The organism is Peribacillus sp. FW305-BF15 (assembly GCF_058783805.1).
In genome coordinates, this window is record NZ_JBYSYV010000019.1 from 90,911 (window position 1) to 111,675 (window position 20,765).

The following is a 20,765-nucleotide window of genomic DNA, read 5'->3' on the forward strand; positions in this document are numbered from 1 at the left end:
GTCAGATATCCCTATTCTTTACCAGCAGGAGCATATTAATAGCTTATGCTTTTTCAACTGGTGCAAATTTCGCCAATAGGCGTTTGATGCCGATTGGACTTGGAAAGGCAATATCCAATTCCTTTCCTTCGCCTTCCCCTTTTACGCTCACCACGGTTCCTATACCCCATTTTTTATGGGAGGCACGGTCACCGACAGCCCAGCCAATTTCTTCACCGCCCGTTGCGGATGGTGCAGAAACAGCTTTTCCAAAGGCAGGCACTTTTCTTGTTGAAGCTGTTGAAGGAGACCCGGTCCTCGAAGAGCTGAAAGGCGTTTGCCTAGCCCTAGGAGCAGGTTTCGGTTTTAGGTCTTCTAGAAGTTCCTCTGGTATTTCACTGATGAAACGTGAAACGGGATTCATGCTCGTCCGTCCATACAATGTCCGCATTTGGGCATTGCTTATGAATAGTTCATTTTCGGCCCTTGTAATTCCCACATAAGCCAGGCGGCGTTCTTCTTCCATCTCCTCTTCATCCATGAGAGAGCGGCTGTGAGGGAAAACCCCCTCTTCAAGGCCCAATAGAAAGACTACCGGATATTCAAGTCCCTTCGCTGAATGCAATGTCATCAACGTTACCGTATTTGTAGCTTCTTCGGTATTCTCGTCAAGTTGGTCTATATCGGCAACCAACGCCAAGTCAGTCAAAAAGCCCACCAATGATTTGTCCTCGCTGTTATCTTCGAATGCTTTCGTAACAGATAAAAACTCATCTATATTTTCAAGCCGGCTTTGTGATTCAATCGTTTTTTCTGCCTGCAGCATCTCACGGTAACCGGTTTTCTCGATGACTTCCTCCACAAGTTCCGTCACGGATAAGTACTCCTGCTGATTTGTATAATTAGTGATCAGCGTATGGAATTCCCTTGCCGCTTTGGTGGCCTTCCCGCTTATCCCTGCCATTTCCACAGACTCCAGTGCTTTATATATGGAAACATCAAATTGATCAGCATAATCTGCCACTTTGTCCATCGAAGTTGCACCAATTCCGCGTTTTGGCACATTGATTACACGGCGAAGGCTGATGTCATCATCAGGGTTCGCAATAAGTCGAAGATAGGCAAGTAAATCCTTAATCTCTTTACGGTCATAGAACTTAGTGCCCCCGACTATTGCATAATTAATATTGGATTTAAGCAGAACTTCCTCCATGACACGTGATTGTGCATTCGTTCTGTAAAGTATTGCTATATCTGAATACTTCCTGCTGCCGTCCTGAACTAACTCATTTATCTTTCCGGCTACGAATTGCGCTTCCCCTTGTTCATTGTCCGCACGGTAATAGAATATCTTATTGCCATCTGCATTCTCGGTCCAAAGATTTTTCGGCTTACGGTTTTGATTGTTATCGATGACCTTATTCGCTGCTGCAAGGATCTTTTTCGTCGAGCGGTAATTCTGTTCAAGGAAAATCATGTTGGCATTCGGATAATCTTTTTCAAATGAAAGGATATTCGCAATATCCGCACCGCGCCAACGATAGATCGATTGATCGGAATCCCCGACAACACAGAGATTACGGAAGCGTGAAGCCAATAATTTAACAAGCATGTATTGAGCCCTGTTCGTATCTTGGTACTCATCAACATGAATGTATTGAAATTTACGCTGATAATATTCAAGCACCTCAGGTACGAGCTGGAACAATTGAATCGTCATCATGATCAAATCATCGAAATCGAGCGCTGAATTTTTGCGCAGCCGTTTTTGATATTCCGTATAAACATCGGCCGTTACTTTAGTGAAGTAATCAGACGCCGTCTTCAGGTACTCTTCCGGCCCGACCAATTCATTTTTCGCTGAACTGATGCTGCCCAAAATGGCACGATAATCATATTTCTTTGTATCCATATTACGGTCTTTCATGATTTGTTTTATGACCGATTGCTGATCCGTCGTATCCAATATCGAGAAGTTCCTATTAAATCCGATACGGTCGATATCTCTTCGGAGAATACGGACACACATCGAGTGGAAAGTCGAAATCCAGATATCTTCGGATGCACCGCCAAGTATGGCACGGATCCTCTCCTTCATCTCACGTGCCGCTTTGTTGGTGAACGTGATTGCAAGGATGTTCCAAGGCGCTATTTCCTTCTCGACCATCAAGTATGCTATTCGGTGAGTCAGCACACGCGTCTTTCCACTTCCTGCCCCAGCCATGATTAAAAGTGGACCATCTGTTGCTTTCACTGCTTTTTGTTGCTGTTCATTCAAACCAATTAATAATTTTTCCGCTAAATATTGCATTATCACACCACCTATACGAACATTCGTTTCTGTTTTAGTATACTATATTTCTTACATGTTTTCATTTAACTGCCGTAACTGTTGCAAGGGCCACTTTCAAATCTTCATAAATCACATTGCCGACAACGATGACATCCGCAATCTTGGACATCTCTTTGGCCTGTTCAACCGATTTTATCCCACCGCCATAGAATAGTATGGTATCTTCCAAACTCTCTTTGGCCGCTTCCACCATCTGGACATCGCCATAATCACCGCTGTATTCCAAATAAAAGATCGGCAGGTTGAACATCTTTTCCGCCATCATCGCGTATGCACCCACATCATCCATATCCAAATCAGTATTGGCTTTCGTCAATTGGGCCGCCTTGCACCCAGGGTTCAGGATACAGTACCCTTCAACGAAAATTTCATCCCAATTCAAAAGGTATCCGTATTCCTTGACTGCTTGCTGATGCAATTTCATCATCCAATCCGGGTTGGTGCTATTCAGGACACTCGGAATGAAATATAAATCAAACCCCGGCGTCACCGTTTCAACTGAAGAAATTTCCATCACACATGGGACCGTATATCGCCTGACACGTGCCATTAAATGAAGCACATTCTCAAGCGTGATACCATCCGTTCCCCCGACCATGATTGCATCAGTACCGGATTCACAGACTTTCTCAAGTGCCTCATCACTTATTTCTTTATTTGGATCGAGTTTGAAAACATGTTTCCACTCGCGAAAATCGTACATTATAATCCTCCATTCACACTTCCCATTACACCATTATAGCATTAAGATTTTTCATTAAAAAAGAGAAGTATCGATAAAATGTTATTACCAAATGGAACCTTTTAATCTAAAATCCAATATAACATGGATACGGCTGAAAGACAGCCGGCAATGAGCGTGCTGGACACAAAATAAAAAGCCGGGAAATGAATTCCCCAGCTTTTTATTATAATCGAAAGAATTATGATTCAGTTGTTTCCTCTACGTTATCCTTAATACGGTTCAGAGCCATGGAATAAGCATCATTTCCGTAGTTCAAGCAGCGTTTGACCCTGGAAATCGTAGCCGTGCTTGCACCTGTTTCCGTTTCGATTTTATGATAGGTTTTTCCTTCTTCAAGCATGCGGGCTACTTCAAGACGCTGTGCCAATGATGAAATTTCATTAACTGTGCATAGATCATCAAAAAATCGATAGCATTCGTCCAAATCACGCAAGGAAAGGATCGACTTGAACAGCTGATCCGTTTCTTTTCCTCTTAACTTATCAATTTGCATGTTACTCCCCCTCAATTTCATGGGTATCAAAATGAGACGTCTCCTACTAAACCAGGTTCATCCGGAATAATATTGATCCAAGTTTTCCCTGGAACCAACCCTACCTCTTTATCGTTTTTCACTGGTGTAATACGACCATCCTTATTCACCCATTCTACTTCATTCGCTTTTCCTTTTTGAAGTAAATAACCATTTCCGCCACTTTTCAAGTCGATTTTCCGACGCCCTTTGTCGTCGATCACTTGATGAGCAGCCTCAATGATCAATATATTATCCAGTAAAATAGGTTTATTCGATTTATGCTCGACTGTTTGCTCTCCATTCGAATAACGTTTATATTTCTCTTCCGTGGCTTCGTATTCATACTGTACATCATACTCGTCTGATCCGTAGGAAACCTCGGTTTTCAATGCCGGTTCCCCTTGAAGTCCAGCTGCCTCTTCTTTTGTAAGGAAAGCATAAGGCTTCGGTGCACCATTCAACTCATAACCCTTTTCCTTTGCACCTTTTTCGATATCCTCAAAGGAGGTGTAGGAATTATGCGGTGCTTTTCGATCTGCCGAACGTTGAAACAAAGTACCATCATAATATAATCCGTTCAAGTTATCAATATACCCTCTGTCCAGCATGGTCTTTGCCTCAGGGCTATACCCATGACAGACATAGATGCAATCAAGGCCTTTAGCCAATTCGATATAATAGTCCCTTGCACTCCGAATCGGACCGATTTGACTAGGCATTTCACTTTGGAAGATAGCTAAAAATCTGGTTATGTCACCTTCTGCGAGCATTTCGTAAACCATATCGGCTTCTGAGAGGCCCGATTGCGGGCGTGCTTCCGGATGATTATTAATCATCACTGCTGCAGCCCTTCGCTCACTGCCTGCTTCGGTGGCCATACCTGTAAGTGGAAACTCATTGGAAGGTTCATTTTTCACATCTGTATTTTTGATGACAGCTTGGTCTTTCGGCTTACCGTCATCCGATGCAGGATCCTCTTTCGTCGAACAGCCTGCCAGCAGTAAAATAGCAATAACGATGAAAAGAACTCTCTTAAATTTCATCTTTCCACTCCTCTGATTTATTAGCCATTTCTTCTCTTATATTTTAACGCATTATAGTGGGAAAGAGTATAGTTTTATTCATTACATCATATACTCCTCGCTGGGTCAGCCTTATATATGGCAGATGGGTTGTCGAAAAGAATGAAAGGGTATACACAGGATCGGCGAAGCGATAACCTCTTTCCCGCAGCAAATGTTTCAATTCATTTTCTTCTTTTATCAATTCAGGAACCTCCTTGGTCGACATGACTCCCTTTAATTTCAGAGGAAGTTCATGAATCACCTTGCCTTGTTCCGTCAAAATGATTCCACCGCCAATTTCCTTCAGCCGGTTAAATGCCAAATGCATATCCTTTTTCCTTTTACCGATCAGTATGATATCACCTGTATTTGTATAAGAGCCAGCAAAGCCACACAATTTGTCCGCAAACCCTTTTAATATCGTATTGATGCGCCATTTCCCTTCCCGGTCGATTAGCATGAAAAAGCATTCATCATCCTCAAAGTTCAGTTCTTCATGCCCAACATCATTGGCAAGGGAGTATGGTTTCGTAATTACATTATTAACCAGTTCTATCCCGAACGGCATGGAAAATTCAAAATCCTCCTTTAAACTGAGATCCCAATCAAGATCGAGCGGTTTAAAATCGAAATCACTCCATTCGATTTCCTGTTTATCCGGAATGATCTCACCATCCCTTTTCACCCATTTCCCTTTCGCCATTACCGAAACCGGTGCGGGTTCCTTTACATCGGTCAGGAAGTTGATGTTCGCCACCCTCCCTGTGGCAATATTGCCATGAAGGTATTCAATGTTATAATATCGTGCGATGTTGATGGTCGCCATATTGTAGGCATCAATGACCGGAACCCCATGCTCTATCGCTATTTTGATCAAGCAGTCTATGAAACCACCTTCATAAAAGGACGGAGGTGATCCATCTGTCGTATAAAAGATTTTGTCATAATGATCAATGCCCAGTTCATGGATTTCCTGTATCAGCTTTGGTAAATCCGGACGGATCGAAGAATGTCTTAACGATACATAATAGCCCTGCAGCAAGCGTGACATGACTTCATCACCTGTCATTGCCTCATGATCACAATCGGCGCCGAACAAGGTCATTTTTGCTAAAGTCTTCTCTGAAGCACCTGGAAAGTGTCCTTCTATTTTCTTCCTCATTCGCTTGGCTTCCTGAATCCAGTGCAACATCATGTCATCCCCATCGAGAAGCTTCGGCCATCCAGTTAGTTCCCCGCCCTGTAATACGGCGTCATGCTCCAGCCATGATTTGACGGCCCCATGGGAAAAGACCATATCTTCATCGATCAATTCCGTTTGTCCGTCAAAACGGCTCCACCAATACATTGTTACAGGAATGTTACGTAATTCTTTCAAAAGAGAAAACGCTTTCTTTTTATCTAACTGCAATAGAAACGGCAAGTTATCATTGATCAATGTCGTTGTGCCAAAATGAGATGCATAACGTGAAAAAGAAAGGGGATTATATAATTGAGAAGGGTGTGAATGCGGCTCAATATAACCCGGAACCAAGTACTGGTTTGTACAGTCGACCATTTCACAGCGGTCTATATTATCAGGAAGCTTATCACCAACATATATGATGCGATCTTCATATATCCATATATTCGCTTTTACCCATTTTCGTAAAGCCTGATTTAAATAAGTCGTATTTTTTAGCAGAATGTGTGGTGCCCTATTGCCATCCAGCACATCTATATGTTCTCTTAGATGTTTATTTTTCCATCTATAGCGCTGTTCAAGCATAAACATTCCCCCATAAGTTATTAGAAACAGTGTATGAAAAAAACCATTTTCAATCCAATTTTATTTCATAGTAACATACTTGCCCCATTAGAACAGTAATGTTATCCAGATTATTGTTAAATTTTTGTGAAGGGATGGATTTTATATGAAGTTTAAACAAAATATCAGTATAATAAATGCTTTAATGCGAATTACTTGTGGTTTTACATTTCTAACATGGGCTACGGCTAAAATGGTGAAAAAACCATGGAAAAACCAATCTTATATAATCGTGGCCATGCTTTCCGCCATGAAAATAGGTGAAGGGATCCTCCGTTATTGTCCTGTCGTCGATGCGATGGAAAACGGACAAAACTTGATGACAAAAGAACCAAAACAGGAAAATGAATCGAATCAATCTGATTCATATTAAGTCTTATAGAAGAAGCTGACTCCGCTTAGAGTCAGCTTCTTTATATTATGATGAAAAATTGTATTTTATTGCTCGGTAGCCAATATCCGTTCGCCAAAATAAACCGTCTTTCTCAATATGCCCTAACTCTTTATATACTTCAGCTTGCGCAGAGGCCAAATCTTTCCCTTTTGCAGCAACCAGAAGTACACGTCCGCCATTCGAGATGAAGTTCCCTTCATTATTGAGAGCCGTTCCAGCATGATAAACATGGGCTTTCGGATCAATCTTTTCCAAGCCTTTAATGATAGATCCCTTTTTATATTCCCCTGGATATCCATCAGCTGCGACGACCACTCCGAGCACGGCCTCTTCATGCCATTCAAGTTGTAAATCCTCTCCAGAAAGAACCGCTTCAAGCGTATCTACGAAGTCTGTCTTTAGACGAGGTAAAACGACTTGCGTTTCCGGATCGCCAAAACGGGCATTGAACTCAATGACTTTTGTGCCCTTTTCAGTGGCGATCAACCCGGCATATAATATTCCTGTAAAACTCCGATTCTCAGAAATCATCGCATTTACCGTGGGTTTAAGAATCGTTTCGACTGCAGTCTGGATCATTTCATCGGATATTTGCGGTACCGGTGAATATGCACCCATTCCACCTGTGTTCGGACCCTGATCTCCATCAAAAACCCGCTTATGATCTTGAGCAATGACCATCGGATACACTTTTTCCCCATTAACGAATGCCATCAATGAAAATTCCTCGCCATCAAGGAATTCCTCAATAACGACTTTGGCAGATGCTTCCCCGAACTTTGCTCCGACTAGCATATCATGGATGGCGTCTAACGCCTCTTCCATCGTCATAGCAACTACGACACCTTTTCCTGCTGCCAAACCATCCGCTTTTATGACAATGGGGGCACCCATTTTTTCGATATATGCCTTTGCTGAATCATAATCAGAGAATGTTTCATATTCCGCTGTCGGAATGCTATAGTTCTTCATTAAATCTTTAGCAAAGGATTTACTTCCCTCGATGACAGCAGCACGGCCATTAGGGCCAAATACCTGTAATCCTGCCTCCGCAAAATCATCTGCAAGTCCATTCAACAATGGTGTTTCGGGCCCGATCACCGTTAATGCAACTGCATTATTCTTGGCAAAGGCAACCAATTCCCTGTGATTGTTTTCATCAATTGGAACAAGAGTCGCTACATCGGTCATCCCTGGATTTCCCGGTGCTGCAAAAACGGTCCCAACCCGTTTACTTTCAAATAGTTTGCGGGCTATGGCATGCTCCCTGCCGCCCCGGCCAATTACTAGTACATTCATTATCGCACCTCGTTTTTGATTAATGTTTAAAGTGACGAATTCCTGTAAACACCATTGTAATCCCATATTCATCAGCTTTCTTGATTGAATCCTCATCTTTAACAGATCCACCAGGCTGAATGATTGCCGTGACGCCCGCTTTTGCTGCCGCTTCTACAGTATCATCCATTGGGAAGAATGCATCTGATGCCAATGCACTTCCTGTCGCTCTTTCCCCAGCTTGTTCCAGAGCAATTTTTGCAGCTCCCACACGGTTCATTTGACCTGCGCCAACACCTAATGTCATTTGATCGTTACAAACCACTATTGCATTCGACTTGACATGTTTCACGATTTTCCAGCCAAGTTCCATGGCTTTCCACTCTTCAGGTGTAGGCTCACGTTTCGTTGCCACTTTTACCTCTGCATCCTTTAAGCTATGTGCGTCCCGATCTTGAATAAGTAATCCGCCTTCAATGGATGTCAATTTACGTTCAGGCTTTTTAACCGCGTCAAAATCGATCGTTAATAAACGTAGGTTTTTCTTGCTTGTCAATACTTCCACTGCCTCTTGTGTAAACCCAGGGGCAATGATGATTTCAAGGAAAATTTCATGAAGCTTTTCCGCAGTCGCTTTATCGACTTCACGGTTCAAAGCGATGATCCCACCGAAAATGGAGGTGGCATCTGCCTCATAAGCTTTTTCATATGCTTCCAAAATAGTCGCACCGACGCCGACGCCGCAAGGATTCATATGTTTGACTGCAACTGCAGCAGGCTCATTGAATTCTTTTACGATTTGAAGTGCTGCATCAGCATCATTGATGTTGTTGTATGATAGTTCTTTTCCATGTAATTGCTTCGCTTCTGCAATCGAGAAAACGGAACCAAGCGGTTTTTTATAGAATGCGGCTTTTTGATGTGGATTTTCCCCATAACGAAGCGACTGTTTCAATTCATAGGTAACAGTCAATGATTCAGGATTTTCTTCATCGGCAAGCTCTGTCATATACTCTGAAATAACTGCATCATATGCTGCTGTATGACGGAAAACTTTTGCAGACAGTCGGCGATTCGTGGTTTTTGTTACCCCGCCGTTTTGTTTCAGCTCAGCCAACACGGTAGGATAATCATTGGAATCAACGATAACAGTCACATATTCGTGGTTTTTAGCAGAAGAACGAAGCATTGTCGGTCCACCGATATCGATGTTTTCAATAGCATCTTCCACAGTGACTTCTGGTTTGGAAATAGTCGCTTGGAATGGATATAGGTTTACACAGACAAGTTGAATGGGTTCAATGTTATGCTCAGCAAGCTGTGCTGCGTGACCTTTGTCATCATGTTTTGCCAACACTGCTCCATGGACATTCGGGTGAAGCGTTTTAACACGTCCATCCAAAATTTCCGGGAAACCGGTGACGTCACTGATTCCAATTACCTCAATACCATTTTCCTGAAGCGTTTTTTTGGTACCGCCTGTAGAAATGATTTCAAAACCTGCTTCAATTAAACCTTGAGCAAATTCTACGATACCTGTTTTATCCGATACACTAATTAATGCGCGTTTCTTCATGTTATGTTGGTCCCTCCATTAAGTAAGTTTCTTGTGGCATAGCTCCTGCAAAACTGATGGGTACAGGTCATGCTCCATTTCCTGTATCCTTTTTTGAAGGATGTCTCTCGTATCCCCTTCAAGAATCGGCACTGTTTTTTGGGCAATGACCGGTCCTGTGTCCATTCCATCATCAACATAATGAACGGTTACCCCCGTTTCCTTCACTCCGGCATCAAAAGCCTGGCCAATTGCATCCTTGCCTGGAAAACTTGGCAGAAGTGAAGGGTGGATGTTCACAATCCTCTGTGAATACTTTTGTAATAATGTCGGACCGATCAAACGCATATAACCAGCAAGAATGATGAACTCTATCTCATACTGGCGAAGTTTTTCCAGGATTTCCGATTCATATTCAGTCTTGTTGGAGTAATTCTTTGCTGAAAAGGAGAAAGAGTCAATATTCTCAAGCTTTGCTCTCTCAAGCACATATGCGTCTTCACGATCGCATACGACAAGACAGATTTCCGCCTCCAACTTTCCACTTTTTATTGCTTCAGCAATTGATTGAAAATTACTACCGTTACCTGATGCAAAGACAGCAAGGCGTCTCATTATTTGAACGACACTCCATTTCCATCCACGATCGTTCCAATAATTGAGGCTTCTTCACCGCAAGACTTTAGGTGGGCTAGCACATCCAATGCCACTTCTTTTTTGACGACAGCCGTCATCCCAATACCCATATTGAAGATATTGAACATTTCCTCTTTTACAAGGTTCCCTTTTTCTTCAAGGAATGAAAATATAGTTGGAATTTCCCAGCTTCCAAGCTCGATTTCAACACCGCATCCTTCAGGAAGGATACGCGGAATATTCTCGATGAATCCTCCACCGGTGATATGGGCAAGACCATTAACCTCAAATTTTTCCAACGTCGATAAAACGGACTTCACATAGATTTTCGTCGGTTTTAATAATTCCTCACCCAACTTGCAATCCAGTTCCGGTACGAAGTCATGAAGCCCCATGCCTGAGTCTTCAAGAAGGATTTTACGAACAAGTGAATACCCATTACTGTGGATGCCGCTTGAAGCGAGTCCAATAACGACATCACCAGCCGAAATCGCTTCACCAGTAATAAGACGTGATTTTTCAACGGCACCTACAGTAAAACCTGCCACATCGTATTCTTCCGTCTCATACATGCCCGGCATTTCAGCCGTTTCTCCGCCGATTAAAGCACAGCCCGCCTGCTCACAGCCATCTGCAATCCCTTTGACGATCATTTCAATTCGTTCAGGATCTGCTTTACCGCAGGCAATATAATCTAAAAAGTATAAAGGTGCAGCACCTTGAACGACAACATCATTGACGCACATAGCTACACAATCCACTCCAATTGTATCGTGTTTATCCATCATGATCGCTAACAAAAGTTTTGTTCCCACTCCATCCGTACCAGAAATGAGCACAGGTTCTTTAAGGTTCAAGGAAGATAAATCAAACATGCCGCCGAAACCGCCCAGACCATTCATTACTTCTGGACGAAATGTGCGCTTTACATGTTTTTTCATTCGATTTACCGCTTCATAACCAGCCTCAATATCCACACCAGCCTGTTTATATGCATTAGCCATTTGAAATCCTCCTCCGAAAATCAATCATCATTGCCGACTTGATTAACATTTTGTTTTTTCTCGTTCGTATTCAAAAATTTCAGTCGGATAATTTCCGGTGAAACAAGCTAGGCAAGAACCGCGCGTTTCTCCAGGAAACGGTCGTCCAATTGCTTCGACCATACCTTCGACACTTAGAAAAGTTAAGGAATCAGCTTCAATGATTTCCCTTATTTCCTCCACAGATTTTGAGCTTGCAATCAGTTCTTCCTTTTTAGACGTGTCTATGCCATAAAAACATGGATTCTTGATCGGTGGTGAGCTGATTACTACATGCACTTCTTTCGCTCCGGCATCTTTTAACATGCGGACAATCCTTCTGCTCGTTGTCCCGCGGACGATTGAATCATCAACCATTATGACCCGCTTGCCTTCCACTACCCCTCTTACAGGTGATAGTTTCATCTTTACGCCTTGTTCACGCAGACTTTGTGATGGCTGAATGAAAGTCCGTCCAACATAACGATTCTTTATTAAGCCCATTTCATAAGGAATGCCCGCAGCTTCAGCATAGCCAATCGCTGCCGAGATGCTGGAATCAGGTACACCTGTAACTACGTCTGCTTCAATTTTGGTTTCGAGTGCCATTTGCTTACCAAGGTTTTTCCGTGCCGTATGAACATTGATACCATCAATGTTGCTATCCGGACGGGAAAAATACACGTACTCCATCGTGCACATTGCCTGTTGGCTGGAAAGCGAAAAGTATTCGGATGTGATTCCCTCATCATTTATGACAACGAGTTCACCCGGCTCAATATCCCGGATGAATTCTGCACCTACAATATCAAGTGCACATGTTTCAGATGCAGCGAAATATGCATCGCCTATTTTCCCCAAGGAAAGTGGACGGAAGCCATGCGGATCTCTTGCCATGATCATTTGGGTTTCGGTCATGATGACAAAGGCATAGGCTCCCTTCAGCATACTTAAACTGTTCTTCACAGAATCTCTTACATCCGAGTAGCCGGAGCGTTTAATCAGATGGGCCAGAACTTCCGTATCAGAGGTCGTTTGAAAAATGCTTCCTTGTCCTTCAAGCTGTGCTTTTAATTGATGGGCATTGACGATATTCCCATTATGAGCAAGGGCCAGCCCTCCTGTATGAGAATTGAACAGGAAAGGCTGAACATTTTGATACCCGCCGCCGCCTGCCGTTGTATAACGGACATGGCCTATTGCCGCTTTACCGCTACCGGAAAGTGCCTGCATTTTTTCCGCAGTGAATATCTCTGTGACAAGTCCTTCGCCCTTAGAGATGGACATCTGCTCACCATCCGTCACGACGATGCCCGCTCCCTCTTGACCACGATGTTGCAAGCTATGCAAACCGTAGTAAGCAAGCTGCGCTGCATCGGGATGTCCCCAGACTCCAACAACACCACACTCTTCGTTTAGGCTTCTTATTTCAGCAAGCATGGTATGGCTCCCTTCCAAGCTGTTTGTAAATCTTCAACGTCCGCTTCCAATACTTTGCTATCACTTGTTGCCACGACTAATTTATTATCAGCCGTTACTGAGCCTATGCAAATCGCATCTTCAACAAGAGCTTCAAATGACGCTTGATTTTCAGGATTGATGGACAGTAAGAATCGTGATTGCGTTTCACTGAATAATTCAGATACAGGTTCCCCGGATATATTCACTTTTGCCCCTAGTTTGCTTGCCCCGAATAAAGATTCAGCTAAAGCCACTGCCAAACCGCCTTCCGAAAGGTCATGGGCTGATGCAACAAGTCCTTTTTGGATTGCTGTCAGAATTTGCTGCTGACGTTTTTGTTCAAGGTCCAAATCAAGTTCTGGAGCGCGTCCAAAGATTTTACCCTCGAGCATTTTCTGTAATTCACTGCCTCCGAATTCCACTTTCGCTTCGCCAACCACGTAAATCAAATCGGATTCATTTTTAAATGTTTGTGTTGTGATGTGCTTAAGGTCATTGACTAGACCAACCATTCCAACTACAGGCGTCGGATAAATCGCTTCACCATTCGTTTCATTATAAAGGGAAACATTTCCGCCGATTACAGGAGTACTTAAGCTTCTGCAAGCTTCACTCATACCGTCTGCCGCTTTTTCCAGTTGCCAGAATATTTCTGGTTTTTCTGGATTCCCAAAATTCAAGCAATCCGTAATCGCTAAAGGTTCCGCACCCGAGCAAATGATGTTACGGGCTGCTTCAGCCACAGCGATTTTGCCGCCTGTTTCAGGATCTAAATAAATAAAGCGGGAGTTACAATCCGTCGTCATGGCAAGGGCTTTATTCGTACCACGTACACGCACTACCGCTGCATCCGATCCAGGTGAGACGACTGTATTCGTACGGACCATGTAATCATACTGGTCGTAGACCCATTCCTTACTCGAAATTGTCGGTTGCTTCAATAGGGATACCAATGTTTCTTTATAATCTTCAATGACTGGCACTTCTGCCGTCATGCTTTGGAAGTCACGGAAATATTGCGGCTCTGCAGATGGCTTGTGATAAATAGGAGCTTCTTCAGCCAATGCATCAACCGGAACCTCGGCAACGATTTCACCTTGATGGGAAAGTGTTAGATTTTTATCATCCGTTACTTCACCAACAGCAACCGCTTCTAGGTCATATTTCGTAAACAAGTCGACGATTTCCTGTTCGCGTCCTTTAGTGACAACGATCAGCATCCGCTCTTGTGATTCAGAAAGCATCATTTCATATGCTGTCATTCCCGTTTCACGCTGCGGTACCAAATCCAGGTTCATTTTTATTCCTGAGCCAGCTTTACTCGCCATCTCGGCAGATGAGCTTGTAAGACCTGCTGCTCCCATATCCTGAATGCCAACAAGGGCATCATTTTGAATCAATTCAAGGCATGCTTCCAAAAGCAGTTTCTCCATGAATGGATCGCCTACTTGTACGGCAGGCCGTTTCTCTTCCGAAGACTCTGATAGCTCTTCAGATGCAAATGTTGCTCCATGAATGCCATCACGTCCAGTTTTGGCACCCACATACATCACTGTGTTGCCCACTCCATGCGCTTGGCCTTTTTTTATGTCCTTATGATCGATCAAACCGACACACATTGCATTGACAAGAGGATTTCCTTCATACGATGGATCAAATTGAATTTCTCCGCCGACAGTTGGAATTCCGATACAATTCCCGTATCCTGCAATCCCTGCAACCACTTCTTTAAATAAATATTTCACGCGATCATTGTCTAGCTCACCGAAGCGAAGTGAGTTCAACATCGCGATCGGACGGGCTCCCATGGAGAAAACATCACGGATAATTCCGCCGACACCGGTAGCAGCACCTTGATAAGGCTCTATTGCCGAAGGGTGGTTATGACTTTCAATTTTAAAAACGACAGCCTGATCGTCACCGATATCAACGATACCTGCTCCTTCACCAGGACCTTGCAGCACTTTCTCCCCTGTAATCGGGAATTTCCTTAAGATGGGTTTTGAATTTTTGTAGGAACAATGCTCTGACCACATAACCGAAAACAAACCAGTTTCCGTATAATTCGGCAGTCTGCCTAAGATTTTCTCCACCATTGCAAATTCATCATCGGATAGTCCCATTGTTGCGTACAATCGATCCGATTTAATTTTTTCCGGACTTGGTTCAAGCTGTAATAACATGTGATTCCCTCCAGTTTTTTACGATGGATTGAAAAATCTTTAAGCCGTCTTTACTGCCAAGCAGCGAATCAACAGCACGTTCGGGATGAGGCATCATTCCGAGGACATTTCCTTGTTCATTTGTAATTCCCGCTATTTGCTCCAAGCTTCCGTTTGGATTTTCACCATCATACGTGAACAAGATGCGGTTATTTTGTTTTAATTCAGCCAATGTTTCATCATCGCAGTAGTAATTCCCTTCACCATGTGCCACAGGGATCGTAATCGTTTCATTTAATTCATATCCTGTCGTGAACATCGATTGGTTATTTTCAACCTTCAGTCCTACATTGCGGCAAATGAATTTCAAGCCTTCATTACGGCGCATCGCTCCAGGTAAAAGTCCTGCTTCAAGTAAAATCTGAAAACCATTGCAGACACCCAAGACAGGCTTTCCTGCTTGTGCCGCTTTTACGACTTCAGCCATTACATTCGAAAAGCGTGCAATTGCTCCAGAGCGTAAATAGTCTCCATAAGAGAAACCTCCAGGAAGGAGAATCCCATCATACTGATCTAGATTGTCTGTAGAGTGCCAAACATACTCCACTTCTTCCCCCAGTGCATCCTTTATCGCATGGTACATATCGACATCACAATTGGAGCCAGGGAAAACTATGACAGCAAATTTCATTGGGTGATAACCTCCTCAACATCATAACGGTAAGCTTCAATTACCGTATTGGCCAATAGTTTTTCACACATTTCCTTCACAAGTTGATCTAAATCACGATCCGTATCCTTAATTGTAAGTTCAATGTATTTCCCCACTCGAACATCACTAACTTCGTTATATGTCAAGCTATGAAGTGATTGTTGCACTGCTGCTCCCTGTGGATCTAATACACTTTCGCGTAGTGTGATATATACCTTAACCTTATACATGTTGAGTGCCCTCCAACTTTGCTAGTATTTTTTCGTAAGCATCTGTTAAACTTCCTAAATCACGGCGGAATACATCTTTGTCTAATTTTTCGTTCGTGTTAATATCCCATAATCGGCAGGTATCAGGTGAAATTTCATCTGCCAGCAGAATGTCTCCATTCGGGGTTTTGCCGAACTCTAATTTAAAATCAATCAATTTAATGTCCAACTCTTTAAAGAAAGACGTTAAGACGATACTGATTTCTTGTGCCTTTTCTTTTAAAATCGCTACATCTTCCTTGCTTGCAAGTTCCAATTCTTCAATATGGTCTTCCGTTAACAGAGGATCGCCGAGCTCGTCGTCTTTATAGTAAAACTCAATCAGCGTTTTCTTGAGCGGCTGGCCTTCTTCAATGCCAGTCCTTTTAGAAAAACTGCCGGCAGCCGTATTTCTGACAACGACTTCTAGCGGAATGATGGATACCCTTTTGACTAGCTGCTCCCGTTCGGAAAGCATTTCAATAAAATGGGACGGGATATTCTCTTGGGCAAGCTTTGAAAATAGTAAGCTAGTAATTTGATTATTCAACTTGCCTTTTCCGGCAATCTCTGACTTCTTCTCACCATTGAATGCCGTTGCCGAATCCTTGTATTCCACCCATACTATTTCACTGTTGTCCGTTGCAAAAATCTGTTTCGCTTTTCCTTCATACAACAATTCTCGTTTTTCCATCTGTCCAGACCCCCACATTGTGAATATTATGAATCTTCCTGCCATTGATCAGGCTTGGCAAACATATCACCATTAAAGGTGCCATGTTTGCCGCCTTCACTTTTATAAACCTAAACGATCAAAGATTACATCAACATTTTTCAGGTGATGTGTAGGATCGAAACAATCATCAAGTTCTTCTTTCGTAAGCAAGCTTGTGATTTTATCATCCTTTTCGATCAGGCTTCTGAATGGAACCTGAAGCTCCCATGCTTCCATCGCTTTCGGCTGAACCGTATCATAAGCTTCTTCACGGACAAGTCCTTTATCGATAAGGGATAGCAGCACACGTTGTGAGAAAATCAATCCCAGCGTACGGTCCATATTGCGTTTCATATTTTCTGGATAAACGGTCAAGTTCTTCACTATGTTGCTGAAACGGTTCAGCATATAGTTTAATGCGATCGTTGCATCCGGCAAGATGATGCGCTCAGCAGAAGAATGCGAAATGTCGCGCTCATGCCATAATGGCACATTCTCATATGCTGTCATCATGTAACCGCGGATTACACGAGCCATACCCGTCATATTTTCAGAACCGATTGGATTCCGTTTATGAGGCATTGCAGAAGATCCTTTTTGTCCTTTTGCAAAGAATTCTTCCACTTCGCGTGTTTCACTTTTTTGCAAGCCGCGAATTTCCACTGCAAACTTTTCAATAGATGTCGCAATTAAAGCCAATGTACTCATATAATGTGCATGGCGATCGCGTTGCAATGTTTGTGTTGAGATTGGCGCTGCTTCAAGGCCAAGCTTTTCACAAACGAATTTTTCAACGAACGGGTCGATGTTTGCGTAAGTTCCGACAGCCCCAGAGATTTTCCCAACCTCTATGTTCTTTCTTGCTTCTTCAAAACGTTCGACATTGCGTTTCATTTCTTGATACCAAAGTGCCAGTTTCAACCCAAATGTGGTCGGTTCCGCATGAACTCCATGTGTACGTCCCATTTGAACCGTGTATTTATGTTCTTTCGCTTTGTTTTTCAGGATCTCCACGAAGTTATTTAAATCCTTGGCAAGGATCTCATTCGCCTGCTTTATCACATATGAAAGAGCTGTATCCACCACATCAGTGGAAGTCAGTCCGTAATGGACCCATTTCCGTTCTTCACCCAACGTTTCGGAAACCGCACGTGTAAAAGCAACAACATCATGGCGTGTATCTTTTTCGATTTCATTGATACGGTCGACATCGAATGTAGCATTTTCGCGAAGAAGCTTCACATCTTCTTTTGGAATGACACCTAGCTCTGACCATGCTTCACAAGCTAAGATTTCAACTTCCAACCACGCATTAAAGCGGTTCTTTTCTGTCCAAATGTTTCCCATCTCTGGGCGGGTATAACGTTCAATCATTTTACTTCCTCCGTTTCAACCTGTTGATTCCATATTTTGCTTCGATCACTTTCCAAAAGAGCTTCCTCAATCGTTGGACGTAAAATATTCACATGACCCATTTTCCGCTTAAGCTTGGCTTCTTTCTTACCGTAAAGGTGAACCTTCCAATCTGAAAGCGTCGGAATTTCATCCAACAAGGGTTCGATATGCTCACCAAGGATGTTTATCATTACCACGGGCTTCAATAACGCCGTATTTCCGAGAGGCCAATTGCAGACAGCCCTTATATGCTGTTCAAACTGTGAAGTCTCACATGCCTCCATTGTATAATGGCCTGAGTTATGTGGCCTTGGCGCTAATTCATTAATGATGATATCATCCTGAGCGGTTAAAAACATCTCGACTGCCAATGTCCCCACCAAATCAAGTTTCTCTGCAAGCTGCAAAGCTTCATCAATAGCTTTCCGTTCAGCTTGGATACTGATACGGGCCGGAACAATGCTTTTATGAAGAATGTTTTCAATATGAATGTTTTCCGCAATCGGAAAATGACTTGTCTCGCCATCAGCCTTACGCGTCACGATGATGGATATTTCTTTCACGAAAGGAATCCAGGCTTCCAGCACACATATACCTGTTTTGAGCAGGGATTCAGCCTTTTTGATATCGGCTTCTTCCTTAATGACCAACTGCCCTTTTCCATCATAACCGCCCCGCGTCGTTTTTAACACACTAGGGTACCCTAATTTCTCTATATGAAGGTAAATTTCTGAAATATCCTGTATTTCGTGATATGGAGCAACGGAAGCTCCTGCATCGGATATGGCTTTTTTTTCTGTCAATCTATCCTGTGTCAACTTTAATAATTCTGAGCCCTGTGGAAGAAATGCATGTTGCTTTAACCAATCCAAGGCTTCCGAACTGATATTTTCAAACTCGTATGTTATGACATCACTGACTTCAGCTAACCTTTTCAATGCTTCGATATCATCATAAGCACCAATGATTTCAATATCCGCCACTTGAGCACATGGGCCTTCTGCAGTCGGCTCAAGGACCGCTATCTTAAAGCCCGATGCCTTAGCTGACAAGGCCATCATCCTGCCCAATTGCCCACCGCCGATAATTCCAATGGTCTGTCCCGGTAATATGATTGTATTATTTAAGTTGTTCACTGCTCTGTAACACCTTTTCTCTGGTTTCGTCTCGTAAAGCCTCTAGCCTATCAGCAATGTCAGAATCAAAAGCCGCTAATATTTGAGCCGCTAACAAACCGGCATTGACTGCGCCGGCTTTTCCGATTGCAACCGTTGCAACCGGTACGCCACCAGGCATTTGAACAATCGATAATAACGAATCCATCCCATTTAATGCCTTCGACTGTATTGGCACGCCAATCACAGGGACAATCGTTTTAGCGGCGGTCATACCTGGTAGATGTGCAGCCCCGCCTGCTCCGGCAATAATCACTTTAATATCTCTATCTTTTGCACTCTCTGCATATTCAAATAATAAATCCGGCGTCCGGTGGGCGGAAACGACTCTTTTTTCATAGGGGATCTCAAGCTGTTCCAATGATTCACAAGCGTACTTCATCGTTTCCCAATCCGAGACACTACCCATAATAACCCCAACTTGCGGTTTCATATCATCTTTCCCTCCAACACTCATATTATGGCGTCCCGAGTATGCAGACAGACGCTTATCATTTATCTATAATTCATTGTAAATTAAAAAACCGGACAGGTTGCTTCCTCATAGAGAAAGCAACCTGTCCGGAAAAGAAAGCCCTTTTGGAAATACAAAAAGACTTGGCTAGTTTCCGAAATAGTCAGATGCTTTTCTCATAGTCCGATGATTTACGGTCATCAGGTAGAAACTTTTGGGCCATATCCCCATGATTATATGAGATGTATTAATGTAACTTCATCTTACCTTCCGGCCATTTTAATGTCAAGTTAAAATCGAATATTTTTACATGATATTAATTAATCGTTCGTGTTTTACTCAATTAGCTTTGCTTCGAATACAATTTTTCGATTAACTGGCACATAATGGACTTTGCCATTCTCAATTCTCTCGGCAAAGATAGGCTCTTCCGTTCGCCTTACGGGAAAGTAACCTGCCGCTTTAATTCGATCTAAACATGCATCGATCGTCTCGCCCTCGATAACTTCAAACTTTTCCTTACTCTTCTTACTCACAATACCGATCCCTTCATGGTTCTATATTTGTCAGCCTTCTTCCTTACCCATCCAACTTGCATATTATCAATTAAATTCTTCCTAGTATAATGAAAAGAATAAGTAAAGACAAGAATGCATGTAAATAAAATCGATTACTTTATAATGGTAATTCCATAATACCTCAGAATATGATGCCCCTGTCTTCCGTAAAAACATCAACACTCATATACTGTACATCTCCTTCAATATCCTGCCCTTCTCCCCCTGAATTACAATCGCTTGATTCATGAAATTCCCTCTGCTCCATGATACATATTCGTATCTTGCTCCCATGAATTATTTCAATTCAAATTTAGGCCGAATAAATAAGCCAGCTGTTGGAATTAATTAGCCTGCAGGTTGATTTATCTGTTAATTCACGTCACTCCTCCCTGAAACTGAAAAATATCACAATACAAAAAAGACCAGCCGGATGGCTGATCTTTTTAAATGGCTTGGCGGCGTCCTACTCTCACAGGGGGAAACCCCCAACTACCATCGGCGCTGAAGAGCTTAACTGCCGTGTTCGGAATGGGAAC

The 20,765-nt window shown here is 42.8% G+C and carries 19 protein-coding genes, 1 rRNA gene and 1 riboswitch; of the genes, 1 reads left to right on the forward strand and 19 read right to left on the reverse strand.

The features are described 5' to 3' along the window. Nucleotides 1-43 precede the first annotated feature (43 nt). From pcrA to AC3WLU_RS19410, 5 genes are all read right to left on the reverse strand, one after another. Entirely contained in the window at nucleotides 44-2,290 is a 2,247-nt protein-coding gene (gene pcrA / locus AC3WLU_RS19390) for a DNA helicase PcrA (RefSeq protein ID WP_268563981.1), read from the reverse strand. A gap of 61 nt (nucleotides 2,291-2,351) precedes the next feature. Continuing rightward, on the reverse strand, nucleotides 2,352-3,035 hold the full coding sequence (gene pcrB / locus AC3WLU_RS19395) for a heptaprenylglyceryl phosphate synthase (RefSeq protein WP_057278492.1): 684 nt from the start codon (nucleotides 3,033-3,035) through the stop codon (nucleotides 2,352-2,354). Between the two features lie 220 nt (nucleotides 3,036-3,255). Beyond that, nucleotides 3,256-3,570: a YerC/YecD family TrpR-related protein gene (locus tag AC3WLU_RS19400; protein ID WP_034306094.1), complete on the reverse strand. Its 315-nt coding sequence runs from the start codon at nucleotides 3,568-3,570 to the stop codon at nucleotides 3,256-3,258. A gap of 26 nt (nucleotides 3,571-3,596) precedes the next feature. Beyond that, nucleotides 3,597-4,634, reverse strand: a complete 1,038-nt coding sequence (locus AC3WLU_RS19405) for a DUF3048 domain-containing protein (protein ID WP_278088494.1) — start codon at nucleotides 4,632-4,634, stop codon at nucleotides 3,597-3,599. Between the two features lie 43 nt (nucleotides 4,635-4,677). Then, complete coding sequence (locus AC3WLU_RS19410) at nucleotides 4,678-6,423, reverse strand: adenine deaminase C-terminal domain-containing protein (RefSeq protein WP_098865633.1); 1,746 nt, start codon at nucleotides 6,421-6,423, stop codon at nucleotides 4,678-4,680. A 145-nt stretch (nucleotides 6,424-6,568) separates the two neighbouring features. Here AC3WLU_RS19410 and AC3WLU_RS19415 point away from each other — a divergent pair, with 145 nt between their 5' ends. Continuing rightward, nucleotides 6,569-6,835: a YgaP-like transmembrane domain gene (locus AC3WLU_RS19415; protein WP_034306101.1), complete on the forward strand. Its 267-nt coding sequence runs from the start codon at nucleotides 6,569-6,571 to the stop codon at nucleotides 6,833-6,835. 45 nt (nucleotides 6,836-6,880) lie between these two features. On the opposite strand, the gene purD is transcribed toward AC3WLU_RS19415, so the two are convergent. The 14 genes from purD to rrf all read right to left on the reverse strand — a co-directional run. Next, nucleotides 6,881-8,155: a phosphoribosylamine--glycine ligase gene (gene purD / locus AC3WLU_RS19420; RefSeq protein ID WP_057278489.1), complete on the reverse strand. Its 1,275-nt coding sequence runs from the start codon at nucleotides 8,153-8,155 to the stop codon at nucleotides 6,881-6,883. A 19-nt stretch (nucleotides 8,156-8,174) separates the two neighbouring features. Next, a complete protein-coding gene (gene purH, locus AC3WLU_RS19425) occupies nucleotides 8,175-9,710 on the reverse strand; it encodes a bifunctional phosphoribosylaminoimidazolecarboxamide formyltransferase/IMP cyclohydrolase (protein WP_492597760.1) in 1,536 nt (511 codons plus the stop codon). 18 nt (nucleotides 9,711-9,728) lie between these two features. Next, entirely contained in the window at nucleotides 9,729-10,304 is a 576-nt protein-coding gene (purN, locus tag AC3WLU_RS19430) for a phosphoribosylglycinamide formyltransferase (RefSeq protein ID WP_034306109.1), read from the reverse strand. Further along, a complete protein-coding gene (gene purM, locus AC3WLU_RS19435) occupies nucleotides 10,304-11,329 on the reverse strand; it encodes a phosphoribosylformylglycinamidine cyclo-ligase (protein ID WP_492597761.1) in 1,026 nt (341 codons plus the stop codon). Before purM ends, purN begins: the two co-directional genes overlap by 1 nt. Nucleotides 11,330-11,371: 42 nt before the next feature. Next, nucleotides 11,372-12,787 (reverse strand): amidophosphoribosyltransferase, encoded by a 1,416-nt coding sequence (gene purF / locus AC3WLU_RS19440; protein WP_048680621.1) that lies wholly within the window; start codon nucleotides 12,785-12,787, stop codon nucleotides 11,372-11,374. Further along, nucleotides 12,772-14,991 (reverse strand): phosphoribosylformylglycinamidine synthase subunit PurL, encoded by a 2,220-nt coding sequence (gene purL, locus AC3WLU_RS19445; protein ID WP_063577529.1) that lies wholly within the window; start codon nucleotides 14,989-14,991, stop codon nucleotides 12,772-12,774. Before purL ends, purF begins: the two co-directional genes overlap by 16 nt. Further along, nucleotides 14,975-15,661, reverse strand: a complete 687-nt coding sequence (gene purQ / locus AC3WLU_RS19450) for a phosphoribosylformylglycinamidine synthase subunit PurQ (protein WP_048680628.1) — start codon at nucleotides 15,659-15,661, stop codon at nucleotides 14,975-14,977. The genes purL and purQ overlap by 17 nt, the downstream gene beginning before the upstream one ends. Next, nucleotides 15,658-15,912 carry a phosphoribosylformylglycinamidine synthase subunit PurS gene (purS, locus tag AC3WLU_RS19455; RefSeq protein WP_034306118.1) on the reverse strand — a complete coding sequence of 85 codons (255 nt, stop codon included), beginning with the start codon at nucleotides 15,910-15,912 and terminating at the stop codon, nucleotides 15,658-15,660. The genes purQ and purS overlap by 4 nt, the downstream gene beginning before the upstream one ends. After that, nucleotides 15,905-16,624 (reverse strand): phosphoribosylaminoimidazolesuccinocarboxamide synthase, encoded by a 720-nt coding sequence (gene purC / locus AC3WLU_RS19460; RefSeq protein ID WP_048680630.1) that lies wholly within the window; start codon nucleotides 16,622-16,624, stop codon nucleotides 15,905-15,907. The genes purS and purC overlap by 8 nt, the downstream gene beginning before the upstream one ends. A gap of 102 nt (nucleotides 16,625-16,726) precedes the next feature. Further along, entirely contained in the window at nucleotides 16,727-18,019 is a 1,293-nt protein-coding gene (purB, locus tag AC3WLU_RS19465) for an adenylosuccinate lyase (protein ID WP_034306123.1), read from the reverse strand. After that, a complete protein-coding gene (purK, locus tag AC3WLU_RS19470) occupies nucleotides 18,016-19,176 on the reverse strand; it encodes a 5-(carboxyamino)imidazole ribonucleotide synthase (protein ID WP_268563978.1) in 1,161 nt (386 codons plus the stop codon). The genes purB and purK overlap by 4 nt, the downstream gene beginning before the upstream one ends. Next, on the reverse strand, nucleotides 19,160-19,648 hold the full coding sequence (gene purE / locus AC3WLU_RS19475) for a 5-(carboxyamino)imidazole ribonucleotide mutase (RefSeq protein WP_252279620.1): 489 nt from the start codon (nucleotides 19,646-19,648) through the stop codon (nucleotides 19,160-19,162). Before purE ends, purK begins: the two co-directional genes overlap by 17 nt. 180 nt (nucleotides 19,649-19,828) lie before the next feature. Continuing rightward, a riboswitch (purine riboswitch) is annotated at nucleotides 19,829-19,930 on the reverse strand. A 74-nt stretch (nucleotides 19,931-20,004) separates the two neighbouring features. Continuing rightward, nucleotides 20,005-20,205, reverse strand: coding sequence for an NETI motif-containing protein (locus AC3WLU_RS19480; RefSeq protein ID WP_034306130.1), 201 nt, complete (start codon nucleotides 20,203-20,205; stop codon nucleotides 20,005-20,007). 474 nt (nucleotides 20,206-20,679) lie between these two features. Then, nucleotides 20,680-20,765: ribosomal RNA gene (gene rrf / locus AC3WLU_RS19485) — 5S ribosomal RNA — on the reverse strand; the annotation flags it as partial.